Raw genomic sequence first — 14,205 nt, 5'->3', positions numbered from 1 at the left:
GCCAGCTGCGCCGCCGAGCGCCGGCTGGCGGCCTCGGCCTGGGCCAGCTGGGCGCGGCTGACGTCGATTTCGGCCGGGCGCTTGCCGGTGGCGATGTCTTCCAGCTGGGCGCTGGCCGCCGCCAACTGCGCGCCGGCCTGGTCGCGCGCCGCGGTTTCGCGCGTCGCCTCCAGCGCGAACAGCGGCGCGGCGGCGGCGACCTGCTGGCCGCGTTGCACCGAGAGCGTATCGAGCCGGCCGGCCTCGGACGAGGCGATGTAGAGGTATTCACCCTCGACGTAGCCCTGGTAGACGGCATCGTCGCGCTTGCCGCAGGCGGCCAGCAGCGACAGGCCGAGCACGGCGGCGACGGGCAGCGCGTAGCGCGGGAGGGAAGGGGTGCGCATGGTCAGCGTCCTGTGGAGGGCGGTTCAGTGTTGGCGGCCGGCTTGGCGCGCCGGGTCCGTTTTGCTGGCGCGGCGGGCGTGGCGGGGGCGTCGGGCGCCGTGGCCGGCGGGGAAAACAACCCGCCCGTGAGCATGGCGGTGGCGTGCGCGGCGATGGCGTCGTGGTCGATGGCGTGGATCTTCGGATCGTCCTGCCAGATGCGGCGCCACAGGCTCGACGTGGCCAGCGGCAGCAGGGTCAGGCCCAGGATCGACAGGAACACCAGCCGCGGCTCCACGCCCGGGGTGATGGCGCCGGCGCGCTGGCTGTCGGCGATCAGGCCGGCGAACACCTGCAGGCGCTGGGCCGGCAGGTGGCGCAGCACGCGCTCGCGCAGCTGGCCGCCTTCGTTGACGACCTCGTGCATCCACAGGGCTGGCAGCCAGGGTCGGTCGGTGCCGCAGCGCACGATGCGCGAGACGATTTCGGTGATGACCGCGCGCGCCGTGTCGGTGGAGCCGTCCAGGCGCCGGGGCGTCTGCGGCACCGGGCTCCAGACGTAGCCGATGACCGGCACCACGCGTTCCAGCACCACGGCGTCCAGCAACTGGTCGCGGCTCTTGAAGTAGTAGTGCAGCATGGCCGAGGTGAACCCGGCGCGTTCGGCGATGTGGGCCAGGCGGGTGGCGGCCACGCCCTGGGTGGCGAACAGGTCGGTGGCGATGTCCAGCAGCTGGTCGCGCACGGCGGCGCTGTCGGGGCGGGCGGGGCGGCCGGGACGGCGCGCGGGGGAAGGCTTGGCAGGCATGGGGCAGATTCTAATTAAATATTTAATTAATTAAAAGGGGGGCGGCCGGCAGGGTCGACGGACGGACCGGCCGGCGGAGGTGGTGTAATGCCTGAACCGGAACAGAAGGAGTCAGCACGCCATGCCGCAATCGTCCTCCCTCAACCGCCGCATCGTCCTGGCCTCGCGGCCACGCGGCGAACCCGCCGACAGCGATTTCCGCCTGGAAACCGACGCCGTGCCCGAACCCGGCCCGGGCCAGCTGCTGCTGCGCACGGTCTATCTTTCCCTCGATCCCTATATGCGCGGCCGCATGAGCGACGCGCCCTCGTATGCCGAGCCGGTGCAGGTCGGCCAGCCCATGGTGGGCGGCACCGTGGCCCGGGTGGTGGCTTCGCGCCACGCCGACTATCCGGTGGGCGAATGGGTGCTGTCCCAGTCGGGCTGGCAGGACTACGCCGTCTCCGACGGCAGCGGCCTGCTCAAGCTGGGTTCGGCGCCCGAGCGTCCGTCGTACTCGCTGGGCGTGCTCGGCATGCCGGGCTTCACCGGCTACATGGGCCTGCTGGACATCGGCCAGCCCAAGGCCGGCGAAACCGTGGTGGTGGCCGCCGCCAGCGGCGCGGTCGGCGCGGTGGTGGGCCAGCTGGCCAAGATCCACGGCTGCAAGGCGGTCGGCATCGCCGGCGGCGCCGACAAATGCCGCTACGTGGTCGAGGAACTGGGTTTCGACGCCTGCATCGACCACCGCGATCCGGCCATGGCCAACCTGCTGGCCAAGGCGGTGCCGCAGGGCATCGACGTGTATTTCGAGAACGTCGGCGGCGCGGTGTTCGACGCGGTGCTGCCGCTGCTCAATCCGCGCGCGCGGGTGCCGGTCTGCGGCCTGATCTCGGCCTACAACGCCACCAGCCTGCCCGACGGCCCCGACCGCCTGCCGCTGCTGATGCGCACCATCCTGACCAAGCGCATCAAGATGCAGGGCTTCATCATTTTCAACGAATACGCGCCGCGCTTCGGCGAATTCCGCGCGGCCATGCAGGAGCTGCTGCGCGACGGCCGCATCAAGTACCGCGAAGACGTGGTCGACGGCCTGGAGAACGCGCCGCGCGGCCTGATGGGCCTGCTCAAGGGCGAGAACGCCGGCAAGCGCATCGTGCGCGTCGGCCCGGATGAATAGGAGCGCAACATGAATATCCTGATCGTGCTGACTTCCCACGACACGCTGGGCGACACGGGCCGCAAGACCGGCTTCTGGCTGGAGGAATTTGCCGCCCCGTACTACGCCTTCCTGGACGCGGGCGCCACGCTGACGCTGGCCTCGCCGCAGGGCGGGCAGCCGCCGCTCGATCCCAAGAGCGACGACCCCGACGCCCAGACCGACGACACGCGCCGCTTCCGCCAGGACCCCGAGGCGCAGCGCCGCCTGGCGAACACGCGCCGCCTGGCCGAGGTGCAGGCCGCCGACTACGACGCGGTGTTCTATCCCGGCGGCCACGGCCCGCTGTGGGACCTGGCCGAGGACCCCAAGTCCGTGTCGCTGATCGAGACCATGCTGGCCGCCGGCAAGCCGGTGGCGGCGGTCTGCCACGCGCCGGGCGTGCTGCGCCATGCCAAGACGGCCGACGGCAAGCCGCTGGTGCAGGGCCGCCAGGTCACCGGCTTTTCCAACACGGAAGAAGCGGCGGTGCAATTGACCGCGGTGGTGCCGTTCCTGGTCGAGGACGAACTGGCGCTGCTGGGCGGCCTGTACAGCAAGGGGCCCGATTGGCAGCCGCACATCGTCTCCGACGGCCTGCTCATCACGGGCCAGAATCCGGCCTCGTCGGTCGGCGTGGCAGAGGCGCTGCTGGCGCGGCTGAAGGCTTGAGCCGCAAGGCCGCGCGGCCGGTTCGCGCGGCGGCGCACGGGCCTGTCGAGCTGTGTCAGAATTGATACTTTCTGACACAGGCGCGCGGTTCCGTTGCAACCGCGCGCGCCCCTACCGATGCCTCCAGATGTACCCCCAAGCGCGGCGTCCGCGCTGCCCGCAGGTTCCTGTGAAGCGGCGCTGTTCGCCGCGATGCAGGCCCGAGATGCCGCCACCGGACGCCATTGCCACCGCGTCGTTGCCCTGAGCGTTGCGCTGGCGCGGGCCTGCGGCCTGGACGACGACGAGCAGCAGGCTGTCGCCGTTGCCGCCCGCCTGCACGACGTGGGCAAGATCGGCACCCCTGATCGCGTGCTGTTCTCGCCCAAGCGCCTCGAAAAAGAGGATTGGGAAATCATGAAGTCCCACGCCGCCGTGGGCGCGGCCATCATCCTGCAGAGCGACATGCCGCAGCGCGAACGCATCGCGCTGGCCGTGCGGCACCACCATGAGCATTTCGACGGCTCGGGCTATCCCGAGGGCCTGGCGGGCCATGACATCCCGCTGCACGCGCGCATCATTTCGCTGGCCGATTCCTACGACGCGCTGGGCGACGCGCGGCCCTACCACCCGGCGCGCACGCACGCCGAGATCATGCGTATCCTCAACCGCGAGGCCGGGTCCAAGTGCGATCCGGACCTGCTGCGCGTGTTCGAGACCATGATCCAGTCCAGTCCGCTGCGCGTACCTTAGGGCCTGTGCGAGGCTTCTTGTCGTGTGAACAGGCCCCGGCGCCATGCGACAACGCCGCGCCATGCCGGCGCGGCGTTGCGGGTGGGGGCGATCACGGCGCGCCCGGGCGCGCCGCTTCAGCGCCTCACTTCAGCGTGTGACTTCAGCGCGTCACTTTTCAGCGCCTCACTTCAGGCGGTAGTGCGCCGCGACCGTGGCCAGTTCCTGCAGCGTGCGCTGCTGCCAGGCGGCGTCGTGGCCCAGTTCCTCGGCCAGGATGCGCGCCACTTCGGGCGCGGCCAGCAGGGCCGCCTCGGCGTCCAGGAACAGCGCGCGGTTGCGGCGCGCCAGCACGTCCTCGGCGCTGCGCGCCAGCTCGAAGCGCGCGGCGAAGCGCACGTGGGCTTCGGACAGGCCGCTGCTCTTGACCAGCATGCGCTCGGCGCCGGGCAGGGCCTTGAGCACGGGCAGGTCGCTGCCGTAGTAGCTGTCCGGCGTGCCGGCGTGTTCCTGCGACGGCGCCAGGCCGTTGGCGCCATGCAGCGCCAGCGACTCGGTGCGGCAGCTGGCCTGCGTCAGCAGCTGGTGCTGGATGGCGGTGTCGACCACGTCCTGCGCCATGCGGCGATAGGTGGTCCACTTGCCGCCCGTGACCGTCACCAGGCCGGCCTGCGACACCAGGATGGTGTGCTCGCGCGACAGCGACTTGGTGGAGGCGTCGCCGGTGGCCTTGACCAGCGGCCGCAGGCCGGCCCAGACGCTGGTGACGTCGTCGCGGGTCGGTTTGCGGCTGAGGTAGCGCGCGGCGGTGCTCAGGATGAAATCGACGTCCTGGGCGCCGGCTTCCGGGTCCAGCGGCAGGTCGTTGCGCGGCGAATCGGTGGTGCCGACGATGGTGTGGCCGTTCCACGGCACCACGAACAGCACGCGGCCGTCATCGGTCTTGGGGATCAGGATGGCGCGCTTGCCGGGCAGGAAATCGTGCGGCAGCGTCAGGTGCACGCCCTGGCTGGGCGCCACCATGGTCGGCGCGTTCTTGTCTTCCATGCGGCGCACGCTGTCGACCCAGACGCCGGTGGCGTTGATGACGCAGCGCGCCCGCAGCGTGAAGCTGGCGCCGCCCAGCGCGTCCTCGGCGGTGACGCCGTCGACCTTGCCGCCGGTGGTGGTCAGGCCGGTGGCGCGCACATAGTTGACCGCGGTGCCGCCCAGGTCGAACAGCGTGCGCATCAGGCTCAGCGCCAGGCGCGCGTCGTCGAACTGGCCGTCGTAGTACAGCACGCCGCCCTTGAGGCCGCGGCCGTTGACGTTCTCGGCCAGCGTCGGCGCGTTGGCCAGCGTATCGCGGCGCGACAGCCAGCGGCTCGGCGACAGGTTGAGCTTGCCGGCCAGCATGTCGTACATCTTCAGGCCGATGCCGTAGAAGGGCTGGTCCAGCAGGTTGTAGGCCGGCACCACGAAGCCCAGCGGCCACACCAGGTGCGGCGCGTTGCGGTTGAGCAGGCCGCGTTCGTGCAGCGCCTCGCGCACCAGGCTGATGTTGCCCTGCGCCAGATAGCGCACGCCGCCGTGCACCAGCTTGGTGGCCTTGCTGGAAGTGCCCTTGGCGAAGTCCGCGCCCTCGATCAGCAGGGTGCGGTAGCCGCGGCTGGCGGCGTCGACGGCGGTGCCCAGGCCGGTCGCGCCGCCGCCGATGACGATCACGTCCCAGGCTGGCGTGTTGTCCAGTTGCGCCAGCAGGCGGTTGCGGTCGGGCGGGGTGACGGTGGCGAGCGGTTGGTTCATATGCGTGGGGCGGCGGGGCCGCTAGGGTTCGGTGCGGTGTTCGTTTCTGTTCGTGCCGGCCGGGCGGGGCGCAAGCGCCGTGCCCACGGGCCGGGTCAAGCGGGTCAGGCGGGTACCTTGGCCGCGTTCGGCGCGGCGGCGACTTCGCAGCGCACGCCGGCATCCAGCAGCACTTGCGCCAGCGGCTCCTGCGGATGCGCGTCGGTGAAGAAGCGGTCGATCTGCGAGATGTGCGCCAGTTCCACCATGGCCTGGCGCTTGAATTTGCTGCTGTCGGCGGCCAGCCACACTTCGCGCGACTGTTCGATGATGGTGCGGGCCACGCGCACTTCGCGGAAGTCGTAGTCGCGCAGCGTGCCGTCGGCCTCGATGCCGGAGATGCCGATCAGGCCGATGTCGACCCGGAACTGCCGGATGAAGTCCATGGTGGCCTCGCCGACGATGCCGCGGTCGCGCGAACGCACCACGCCGCCGGCGACGATGACTTCGCAATCCGGGTTGTCGGAAAGGATGTCGGCCACGTGCAGGTTGTTGGTGATGACACGCAGGCCGCGGTGGCGCAGCAGGGCGCGGGCGATGGCCTCGGTGGTGGTGCCGATGTTCAGGATCAGCGAGCAGCCGTCGGGCACGGCGCGGGCCACGGCCTCGGCGATGCGTTGCTTGCCGGCCGCGTGCAGCCCCTGGCGCTTGCGGTAGGCGATGTTCTCGATGGTGGACGCTTCGATGCGCACGCCGCCATGGAAGCGCGACAGCAGGCCGGCTTCGGAAAGAATGTTGACGTCGCGCCGCACGGTCTGCAGCGTGACGTCGAAGCGTTTGGCCAGCTCTTCGATCGTGGCCGAGCCCTGGGCTCGAACCATTTCGATCAAGGCGCTTTGTCTGGGATTGAGTGTCATGTTGGCGTATTGAGTGTCACAGTCGCATCATAAAACAACAAAAGCGAAAAATAATGACGCGCTGCAAGATTGTATTTTTTTCGCTTCTTGAGTAAAACGCAAAAAAAACGAAAGCGATCTGAAAGAAAAACCTGAACCGGCGCGTTCTCGCGCGCCGCGAGGGCCGCTGTACCGACGTACCGATGCCCGGTCGATAAACCGGGGACGTATTAGAGGCAGGAGACCAGATGCAGCTGACCCTGGACAGGATAGGTTTGCGAGCCGGCTCGCAGACGCACCTGTATCCCATGAGCCTGGCCCCGGTGCCGGGCGCCATGACCGTTTTGCTGGGGGTGACCCTGGCGGGCAAGACATCGCTGATGCGCATCATGGCCGGGCTCGACCGGCCCACCGAGGGCCGGGTGCTGGCCGACGGCGCCGACGTGACCGGCGTGCCGGTGCGCCAGCGCAACGTCGCCATGGTGTATCAGCAATTCATCAACTATCCGTCCATGACGGTGTTCGACAACATCGCCTCGCCGCTCAAGCTGCGCGGCGTGTCGGGCATCGCCGACAAGGTCGGGGCCATGGCCGCGCGCCTGCACATCGACCACCTGCTGGCCCGTCATCCGTCTGAACTGTCGGGCGGGCAGCAGCAGCGGGTGGCGCTGGCGCGGGCCCTGGTCAAGGATGCGCCGCTGATCCTGCTGGACGAACCGCTGGTCAACCTCGACTACAAGCTGCGCGAGGAACTGCGCGATGAGCTGTCGGCCCTGTTCGCCGAGGGCCGCTCGACCGTGGTCTACGCCACCACCGAGCCGGGCGAGGCGCTGCTGCTGGGCGGCCACACCGCCGTGCTGGACGCGGGCGAACTGCTGCAGTACGGACCGACCGCCGAGGTCTTCCACCGGCCCAATTCGATCCGCGTGGCGCGCGCCTTCAGCGATCCGCCCATGAACCTGTTCGCCGCGCAGCGCGGCGCCGACGGCTTCACGCTGCAGGGCGGCATCGCGGTCGCGCGGCCACTGCCGCCGGGCGCGGGCGGCGGGCTCACCGCCGGCCTGCGGGCGGGCGCGCTGGACGTGACGGCGCGTCCCGGCCACATCGGCCTGGACGGCGTGGTCAAGCTGGCCGAGATCTCGGGGTCCGACACCTTCGTGCACGCCGAGACGGCCGCCGGCGACGTGGTCGCGCAGCTGCCGGGCGTGCATCGCTACACGCTGGAGCAGCGTCTGACGCTGTACTTCGACCCGGCCCAGACCTACGCCTTCGGCGCCGACGGCGCCTTGCTGGCGGCCCCCGCCCGGCCGCACGCCAGCGGAGGGATGGCCTGATGGCGCAGATCGAGCTGGACCTCTCCCATTCCTACGTCGCCAATCCCCAGGCCGACGAGGACTACGCGCTGCTGCCGCTCAAGTTCACCTTTCGCGACGGCGGCGCCTACGCCTTGCTGGGCCCCTCGGGCTGCGGCAAGACCACCTTGCTCAATTGCGTCTCGGGCCTGCTGCGGCCATCGCACGGCCGCATCCTGTTCGACGGCCAGGACGTCACCCACAAGACGCCGCAGGCGCGCAACATCGCCCAGGTGTTCCAGTTTCCGGTGGTGTACGACACCATGACCGTGGCCGAGAACCTGGCGTTCCCGCTGCGCAATCGCGGCGTGCCCGCCAAACAGATCCGCGAGCGCGTCGGCCGCATCGCCGAGATGCTGGAGATGTCGCACGTGCTGGGGCGCCGCGCCAGCGGCCTGACGGCCGACGCCAAGCAGAAGATCTCGCTGGGCCGCGGCCTGGTGCGCAACGATGTGTCGGCGGTGCTGTTCGACGAGCCGCTGACCGTGATCGACCCGCAACTGAAGTGGGAACTGCGCCGCAAGCTCAAGGAAATTCATCACGAGTTCAAGCTGACGCTGATCTACGTCACGCACGACCAGACCGAGGCGTTGACCTTCGCCGACCAGGTGATGGTGATGGCGCGCGGCCGCGCGGTGCAGGTGGGCAGCGCCGACGACCTGTTCGAGCGGCCGGCGCACACCTTCGTCGGCCATTTCATCGGCTCGCCCGGCATGAACTTCCTGCCGGCGCAGTGGCGCGTCGACGGCCTGATGGTGGGCCAGCGGCGCGTCGACGGCGTGCCGGATGCGATGGCGGCCAGGCTGGCCGACGTCGGCCCGGTCAAGCTGGGCGTGCGCCCGGAATACCTGCGCCTGGCCGACGCCAACGCGCCCGGCGCCATCCCGGCCACGGTCCAACGGGTGCAGGACGTGGGCACCTACACCTTGCTGCTGGCCGACTTCGAGGGCACGCCGCTGCGCGCCCGCCTGGGCACCGACGCCGCCTCGATCGCGCCCGGCGCCACGGTGTGGCTGTCGGCGCTCAATCCGCATACCTGCTTCTACCGCGACGAGGAGCTGATCCGATGAAACCGATCGATCACCGGGCCTGGTTCCTGGTCCTGCCCGTGGTGCTGTGCGTGGCGTTCTCGGCCATCCTGCCGCTGATGACCATCGTCAATTACTCGGTGCAGGACATCATCTCGCCCGAGCGCCGCGTGTTCGTCGGCACCGAATGGTTCGCCGCCGTGCTGCAGGACGAGGAGCTGCATGGCGCGCTGCTGCGCCAGATCGGCTTCTCGCTGGCGGTGCTGGCCATCGAGATCCCGCTGGGCATCCTGCTGGCGCTGTCGATGCCGGCCAGCGGCTGGCGCGCCTCGGCGGTGCTGGTCATCATCGCGCTGTCGCTGCTGATCCCGTGGAACGTGGTGGGCACCATCTGGCAGGTGTTCGGGCGCACCGACATCGGCCTGCTTGGGGCGACGCTGTCGTGGCTGGGAGTGGACTACAACTACACCGGCAACGACCTCGACGCCTGGGTCACGGTGCTGGTGATGGATGTCTGGCACTGGACGCCGCTGGTGGCGCTGCTGTGCTATGCCGGCCTGCGCGCCATTCCCGACGCCTATTACCAGGCCGCGCGCATCGACGGCGCCTCGCGCCTGGCGGTGTTCCGCTACATCCAGCTGCCCAAGATGCGCGGCGTGCTGATGATCGCGGTGCTGCTGCGCTTCATGGACAGCTTCATGATCTACACCGAACCGTTCGTGCTGACCGGCGGCGGGCCGGGCAACGCCACCACCTTCCTGTCGCAGTACCTGACGCAGAAGGCCGTGGGCCAGTTCGACCTGGGCCCGGCGGCGGCGTTCTCGATCATCTACTTCCTGATCATCTTGCTGCTCTGCTTCATTCTGTACAACTGGATGCAGCGCGCCGGCACCACCGGCGGTTTCGACGAGGAGCGCGCCAATGCGTGAGCAATCGACCTGGTGGCGCGGCGCCTTCCTGGCGCTGTACCTGGTGTTCGCCATCCTGCCGCTGTACTGGATGCTGAACATGTCGTTCAAGACCAATACCGAGATCGTCAGCACCCTGACGTTGTGGCCGCGCGATTTCACGCTGGAGCACTACCGCACCATCTTCACCGATCCGGCCTGGTATTCGGGCTACATCAACTCGCTGATCTACGTGGTCATCAACACGGTCATCTCGCTGGCCGTGGCGCTGCCGGCGGCCTACGCGTTCTCGCGCTACCGCTTCATCGGCGACAAGCACGTGTTCTTCTGGCTGCTGACCAACCGCATGACGCCGCCGGCGGTGTTCCTGCTGCCGTTCTTCCAGCTGTACAGCTCGTTCGGGCTGATGGACACGCACCTGGCGGTGGCGTTGGCGCACCTGGTGTTCAACGTGCCGCTGGCGGTGTGGATCCTGGAGGGCTTCATGTCCGGCGTGCCGCGCGAGATCGACGAGACGGCCTACGTGGACGGCTATTCGTTCCCGCGCTTCTTCCTGACGATCTTCCTGCCGCTGATCAAGTCGGGCGTGGGCGTGGCGGCGTTCTTCTGCTTCATGTTCAGCTGGGTCGAGCTGCTGCTGGCGCGCACGCTGACCTCGGTCAACGCCAAGCCCATCGTCGCCACCATGACGCGCACGGTCTCGGCCTCGGGCATGGACTGGGGCGTGCTGGCGGCGGCCGGGGTGCTGACCATCGTGCCCGGCGGCATCGTCATCTGGTTCGTGCGGCACTACATCGCGAAGGGCTTCGCGATGGGCCGGGTCTGAGGGGGAGGGCGCCACATGTTCAGCTGGATGGTATGGACCACCCCCGTCGCCGTGTTCTTCTCCTGCATCGTGCTGATGCTGGTGGGCATGACGGTCTGGGAACTGAAATCGCCCACGGTCGAGCGCAAGGGCTTCCTGCCGTTGCGCACGACCCGCGGCGACCGCCTCTTCATCGGCCTGATGGCCGCGGCCTGGCTCAACCTGGCGTTCCTGGGGTTCGGGCAGAAGGCGGTGGAATGGTTTTCGCTGGACGAGCCGCCATCGGTGTGGATCAGCTTCGTGCTGTCCATGCTGCTGCTGGCCTTCATCATGAGGAAAGGCTGACGGGGCGCAGACCCCGCGCGATATCAGCGGTTTGGAAGGACGATCGGCCAATGTCTTCCCCGGCCAGAAGTCCGCAGCACCCATGGGGAGGACTTATCGAGGAGACAGGTCATGAAATTGCGCATGCACGCCATGGCGGCCGCCATCGCCCTGATCGGTACGTCAGGGGCCTGGGCCGGCGAGCCGGAAGCGAAGAAGTGGGTCGATTCGGAATTCCAGCCGTCGACCCTGTCCAAGGACCAGCAGATGGCCGAGATGAAGTGGTTCATCGAGGCCGCCGCCAAGCTCAAGGCAAAGGGCGTCAACGAAATCAACGTGGTGTCGGAAACCATCACCACCCACGAGTACGAGTCCAAGGTGCTGGCCAAGGCCTTCACCGAGATCACCGGCATCAAGGTCAACCACGACCTGATCCAGGAAGGCGACGTGGTCGAGAAGCTGCAGACCTCGATGCAGTCGGGCAAGTCCATCTACGACGGCTGGATCTCCGACTCCGACCTGATCGGCACCCACTACCGCTACGGCGCCATCCTGCCGCTGTCCGACTACATGGCCGGCGCCGGCAAGGAATGGACCAACCCGGGCCTGGACCTGAAGGACTTCATCGGCACCAAGTTCACCACCGCGCCGGACGGCAAGCTGTACCAGCTGCCCGACCAGCAGTTCGCCAACGTCTACTGGTTCCGCGCCGACTGGTTCGCGCGCCAGGACCTGAAGGACAAGTTCAAGGCCAAGTATGGCTACGACCTGGGCGTGCCGACCAACTGGTCCGCCTACGAGGACATCGCCGACTTCTTCTCCAACGACGTCAAGGAGCTGGACGGCAAGAAGGTCTATGGCCACATGGACTACGGCAAGAAGGACCCGTCGCTGGGCTGGCGCTTCACCGACGCGTGGCTGTCGATGGCCGGCGCCGCCGACAAGGGCCTGCCCAACGGCATGCCGGTGGACGAGTGGGGCATCCGCGTGGCCGACGACAAGTGCACGCCGGTGGGCGCCTCGGTGGCGCGCGGCGGCGCCACCAACAGTCCGGCCGCGGTCTACGCCCTGACCAAGTACGTCGACTGGATGAAGAAGTACGCGCCGCAGCAGGCCATGGGCATGACCTTCTCGGAATCCGGTCCGGTGCCGGCGCAGGGCCAGATCGCGCAGCAGATCTTCTGGTACACGGCCTTCACCGCCGACATGACCAAGAAGGGCCTGCCGGTGGTCAACGAGGACGGCACGCCCAAGTGGCGCATGGCGCCGTCGCCGTATGGTCCGTACTGGAAGGACGGCATGCAGAACGGCTACCAGGACGTGGGTTCGTGGACCTTCTTCAAGTCCACCAACCCCGACAAGATGGCCGCCGCCTGGCTCTACGCCCAGTTCGTCACGGCCAAGACGGTGTCGCTGAAGAAGTCGATCACCGGCCTGACCTTCATCCGCGACAGCGACATCCACAGCGACTACTTCAGCAAGAACGCGGCCAACTACGGCGGCCTGATCGAGTTCTACCGCAGCCCGGCGCGGGTGGCCTGGACGCCGACCGGCAACAACGTGCCCGACTATCCCAAGCTGGCGCAGCTGTGGTGGAAGAACGTCGCCACCGCCGTCACCGGCGAGAAGACGCCGCAGGCCGCGATGGACAACCTGGCCAACGAAATGGACCAGGTGATGGCGCGGCTGGAGCGGGCCGGCATGGCGCAATGCGCGCCCAAGCTGAACGCCAAGGGCGATCCGAACAAGTGGCTGTCGGATCAGCACGCGCCGTGGAAGAAGCTGGGCAATGAAAAGCCCAAGGGCGAAACGGTGGCGTACGAGCAGCTGCTGGAGGCCTGGAAGGCGGGGAAGGTGCGGTAATTCTGTGAGGCGAACAGAGGGCAGCGTCTTCGGCGTTGCCCTCTGTTATGAGGATGGAAATTCCGAGCCTATTTTGCTTGATGTGTCCTGTGAGCCCGTGAGGGCAGCAGCGAGGAGTGTGTCACGGTAAATTAGTTCCGAGTGAGTCGGACAAGTATGGAGGGCACGCGAGTCAACCAATCTCAGTAAGTTGAGTCGGTCTTCGCGATATTTGCGCCATTGATTCAGGAGCTTTCTGCGCGTCGATCTGATTTGTAGTTTGCTCAAAGAGCAGCCGTTTTCTTTGTGATCTCTGGCTAGAGATAGTGCGAAGAGGTGTTGGGCTCTTAAGAAGGCATGAGTGTTTTCTTCGTTAAGCGCCTTGAATAAATCCGTCAGGTACTGATGTGCCGCAGTGCGGTAGGAGGCGTTATCTTCGTTTTGGTCGCCTTGAGAATGCTGTTGCAAGACAACGAGTAAGTGGTTTAAGAAAATCTGCGTGCAAGTGTGTTTGCAGAATTTTTCCAGGTAAATCTGGTCCCTTGCCTGAGCGGCCTGACGAATCGCAGCTTGCATTTGTGTCGTCATCTGTTGACTGCTATCGATCGCCAACGAGATCCACTGGTCTCGTATCGACTGGAGCGTGTCAGTTAGTCTATCCGTCGCGGCCGTCATGACTTCGTGGCGATGGCGTCCTTTCACTAATGGACCCAGCCATTCCTTACGAGTCGGCCGCAACGCGCTACTGGCGGCCTTTGTCATGAGCCTGGCGGCTTCGGAATCGATGACTGCATCGGTCACCGGCTGAAGTCCGCTCGCTGCCTCGGCCAGATGGTTCGGCGACAGGGCAGACGGAGGCCGTCCCTGGAACAGAGGCAGGGATAAACGCTCGAAATACATGGCCACTAGCTCAGAGCAGAATATGCCGTGGTGCCCACGAGGATCGCGATTGACCGCATCGATCGCCGCGAACAGTTTTCGAGCTGGGCCCCTGAGATACGACGTATCGAGCATGTCCGACAATCGAACCAACGCTGAATAGCGGCGGCTCCAGACATCTTCGATGAGTTCTTCGGTGACTTCCGACACAATGCCGGCGTCCAGGTTTTGAATCTGCGGATGCCGCAAGAGGGAAATTTCCTCGAGGTCACCTAGGGCATAGGCGAAGATCGGCAAGCCGTCCGGGCCTGTCAAAGTCACTGTTGGAAGGAATGTGGGGCCGACTCCGACACTGTCCGCCTCCATCAGTATGGGGATGGCCCCTTCCTTCGGTATGACCCATAACGCCGCGTGTGAATACCGGCCTTTTGTGCCGTAGGCGATCAGGCCTGCGCGCGGTGTCGTGCCGCGAGTCAACAGCACATCGCCCGGACGTATCTTCTCAATAATCAGATAGTAGGGGGCCTGATCGCGGGCATGATCTGGCTGGGTTTCGGTTTGGGATGTAGTGTGCACGAGGGAACTCTCCGAATCACACATTGATGCTCCTGCATCGATCCCGCGAAATATAGAGCATTGCCAGGACAAGGCATTCGAAGATATGGAGGGAAAA

The 14,205-nt window shown here is 67.0% G+C and carries 14 protein-coding genes; 9 read left to right on the top strand and 5 right to left on the bottom strand.

Annotated elements, in window-relative coordinates; translation table 11 throughout:
- Together H0523_RS24175 and H0523_RS24170 are read right to left on the bottom strand one after the other, a co-directional pair.
- Window positions 1–386, bottom strand: a 386-nt coding sequence (locus H0523_RS24175) for an HlyD family secretion protein (protein ID WP_503467167.1), incomplete at its 3' end; no start/stop codon positions are given.
- Window positions 387–388: 2 nt separating this feature from the next.
- On the bottom strand, window positions 389–1,174 hold the full coding sequence (locus H0523_RS24170; RefSeq protein WP_054431300.1) for a TetR/AcrR family transcriptional regulator: 786 nt from the start codon (window positions 1,172–1,174) through the stop codon (window positions 389–391).
- Window positions 1,175–1,295: 121 nt separating this feature from the next.
- Between H0523_RS24170 and curA the strand changes: the two genes are divergently transcribed.
- From curA to H0523_RS24155, 3 genes are all read left to right on the top strand, one after another.
- Window positions 1,296–2,333 carry an NADPH-dependent curcumin/dihydrocurcumin reductase gene (gene curA / locus H0523_RS24165; protein ID WP_054431301.1) on the top strand — a complete coding sequence of 346 codons (1,038 nt, stop codon included), beginning with the start codon at window positions 1,296–1,298 and terminating at the stop codon, window positions 2,331–2,333.
- 9 nt (window positions 2,334–2,342) lie between these two features.
- Window positions 2,343–3,023 (top strand): type 1 glutamine amidotransferase domain-containing protein, encoded by a 681-nt coding sequence (locus tag H0523_RS24160; RefSeq protein ID WP_054431302.1) that lies wholly within the window; start codon window positions 2,343–2,345, stop codon window positions 3,021–3,023.
- A 117-nt stretch (window positions 3,024–3,140) separates the two neighbouring features.
- Entirely contained in the window at window positions 3,141–3,755 is a 615-nt protein-coding gene (locus H0523_RS24155) for an HD-GYP domain-containing protein (protein WP_054431303.1), read from the top strand.
- Between the two features lie 165 nt (window positions 3,756–3,920).
- Here H0523_RS24155 and H0523_RS24150 read toward each other — a convergent pair whose 3' ends face one another.
- Both H0523_RS24150 and H0523_RS24145 read right to left on the bottom strand, forming a co-directional pair.
- On the bottom strand, window positions 3,921–5,519 hold the full coding sequence (locus H0523_RS24150; RefSeq protein ID WP_054431304.1) for a glycerol-3-phosphate dehydrogenase/oxidase: 1,599 nt from the start codon (window positions 5,517–5,519) through the stop codon (window positions 3,921–3,923).
- 104 nt (window positions 5,520–5,623) lie between these two features.
- A complete protein-coding gene (locus H0523_RS24145) occupies window positions 5,624–6,415 on the bottom strand; it encodes a DeoR/GlpR family DNA-binding transcription regulator (RefSeq protein WP_054431305.1) in 792 nt (263 codons plus the stop codon).
- A 227-nt stretch (window positions 6,416–6,642) separates the two neighbouring features.
- On the opposite strand from H0523_RS24145, the gene H0523_RS24140 reads away from it, so the two are divergent.
- The 6 genes from H0523_RS24140 (at window position 6,643) to H0523_RS24115 (ending at window position 12,674) form a co-directional block, all read left to right on the top strand.
- Complete coding sequence (locus tag H0523_RS24140) at window positions 6,643–7,728, top strand: ABC transporter ATP-binding protein (protein ID WP_054431306.1); 1,086 nt, start codon at window positions 6,643–6,645, stop codon at window positions 7,726–7,728.
- On the top strand, window positions 7,728–8,816 hold the full coding sequence (locus H0523_RS24135; RefSeq protein WP_054431307.1) for an ABC transporter ATP-binding protein: 1,089 nt from the start codon (window positions 7,728–7,730) through the stop codon (window positions 8,814–8,816). Before H0523_RS24140 ends, H0523_RS24135 begins: the two co-directional genes overlap by 1 nt.
- Window positions 8,813–9,703, top strand: coding sequence for a carbohydrate ABC transporter permease (locus tag H0523_RS24130; protein WP_006385278.1), 891 nt, complete (start codon window positions 8,813–8,815; stop codon window positions 9,701–9,703). Before H0523_RS24135 ends, H0523_RS24130 begins: the two co-directional genes overlap by 4 nt.
- Window positions 9,696–10,508, top strand: a complete 813-nt coding sequence (locus H0523_RS24125; RefSeq protein WP_006385279.1) for a carbohydrate ABC transporter permease — start codon at window positions 9,696–9,698, stop codon at window positions 10,506–10,508. The genes H0523_RS24130 and H0523_RS24125 overlap by 8 nt, the downstream gene beginning before the upstream one ends.
- Window positions 10,509–10,523: 15 nt before the next feature.
- Window positions 10,524–10,832 (top strand): DUF2160 domain-containing protein, encoded by a 309-nt coding sequence (locus H0523_RS24120; RefSeq protein WP_047992707.1) that lies wholly within the window; start codon window positions 10,524–10,526, stop codon window positions 10,830–10,832.
- 111 nt (window positions 10,833–10,943) lie between these two features.
- Window positions 10,944–12,674, top strand: coding sequence for an ABC transporter substrate-binding protein (locus H0523_RS24115; protein ID WP_054431308.1), 1,731 nt, complete (start codon window positions 10,944–10,946; stop codon window positions 12,672–12,674).
- Between the two features lie 45 nt (window positions 12,675–12,719).
- Here H0523_RS24115 and H0523_RS24110 read toward each other — a convergent pair whose 3' ends face one another.
- The gene (locus H0523_RS24110) at window positions 12,720–14,108 is read right to left on the bottom strand and encodes a hypothetical protein (protein WP_156350072.1); all 1,389 of its coding nucleotides are present in this window, start codon (window positions 14,106–14,108) and stop codon (window positions 12,720–12,722) included.
- Between the last annotated feature and the right edge of the window lie 97 nt (window positions 14,109–14,205).

Source organism: Achromobacter insuavis, assembly GCF_902859645.1.
GTDB lineage: Bacteria > Pseudomonadota > Gammaproteobacteria > Burkholderiales > Burkholderiaceae_B > Achromobacter > Achromobacter insuavis.
The sequence above is the reverse complement of the archived record's forward strand: the minus strand, read 5'-3'. Positions and strand labels throughout refer to the sequence as shown.

Excerpts from the sequence above, each read along its gene's own strand:
- H0523_RS24115 (WP_054431308.1), top strand. The coding sequence starts at position 10,944 with ATGAAATTGCGCATGCACGCCATGGCGGCCGCCATCGCCCTGATCGGT.
- H0523_RS24160 (WP_054431302.1), top strand. The coding sequence starts at position 2,343 with ATGAATATCCTGATCGTGCTGACTTCCCACGACACGCTGGGCGACACG.
- H0523_RS24135 (WP_054431307.1), top strand. The coding sequence starts at position 7,728 with ATGGCGCAGATCGAGCTGGACCTCTCCCATTCCTACGTCGCCAATCCC.
- H0523_RS24125 (WP_006385279.1), top strand. The coding sequence starts at position 9,696 with ATGCGTGAGCAATCGACCTGGTGGCGCGGCGCCTTCCTGGCGCTGTAC.
- H0523_RS24140 (WP_054431306.1), top strand. The coding sequence starts at position 6,643 with ATGCAGCTGACCCTGGACAGGATAGGTTTGCGAGCCGGCTCGCAGACG.
- curA (WP_054431301.1), top strand. The coding sequence starts at position 1,296 with ATGCCGCAATCGTCCTCCCTCAACCGCCGCATCGTCCTGGCCTCGCGG.
- H0523_RS24145 (WP_054431305.1), bottom strand. The coding sequence starts at position 6,415 with ATGACACTCAATCCCAGACAAAGCGCCTTGATCGAAATGGTTCGAGCC.
- H0523_RS24155 (WP_054431303.1), top strand. The coding sequence starts at position 3,141 with ATGCCTCCAGATGTACCCCCAAGCGCGGCGTCCGCGCTGCCCGCAGGT.
- H0523_RS24130 (WP_006385278.1), top strand. The coding sequence starts at position 8,813 with ATGAAACCGATCGATCACCGGGCCTGGTTCCTGGTCCTGCCCGTGGTG.
- H0523_RS24120 (WP_047992707.1), top strand. The coding sequence starts at position 10,524 with ATGTTCAGCTGGATGGTATGGACCACCCCCGTCGCCGTGTTCTTCTCC.
- H0523_RS24150 (WP_054431304.1), bottom strand. The coding sequence starts at position 5,519 with ATGAACCAACCGCTCGCCACCGTCACCCCGCCCGACCGCAACCGCCTG.
- H0523_RS24170 (WP_054431300.1), bottom strand. The coding sequence starts at position 1,174 with ATGCCTGCCAAGCCTTCCCCCGCGCGCCGTCCCGGCCGCCCCGCCCGC.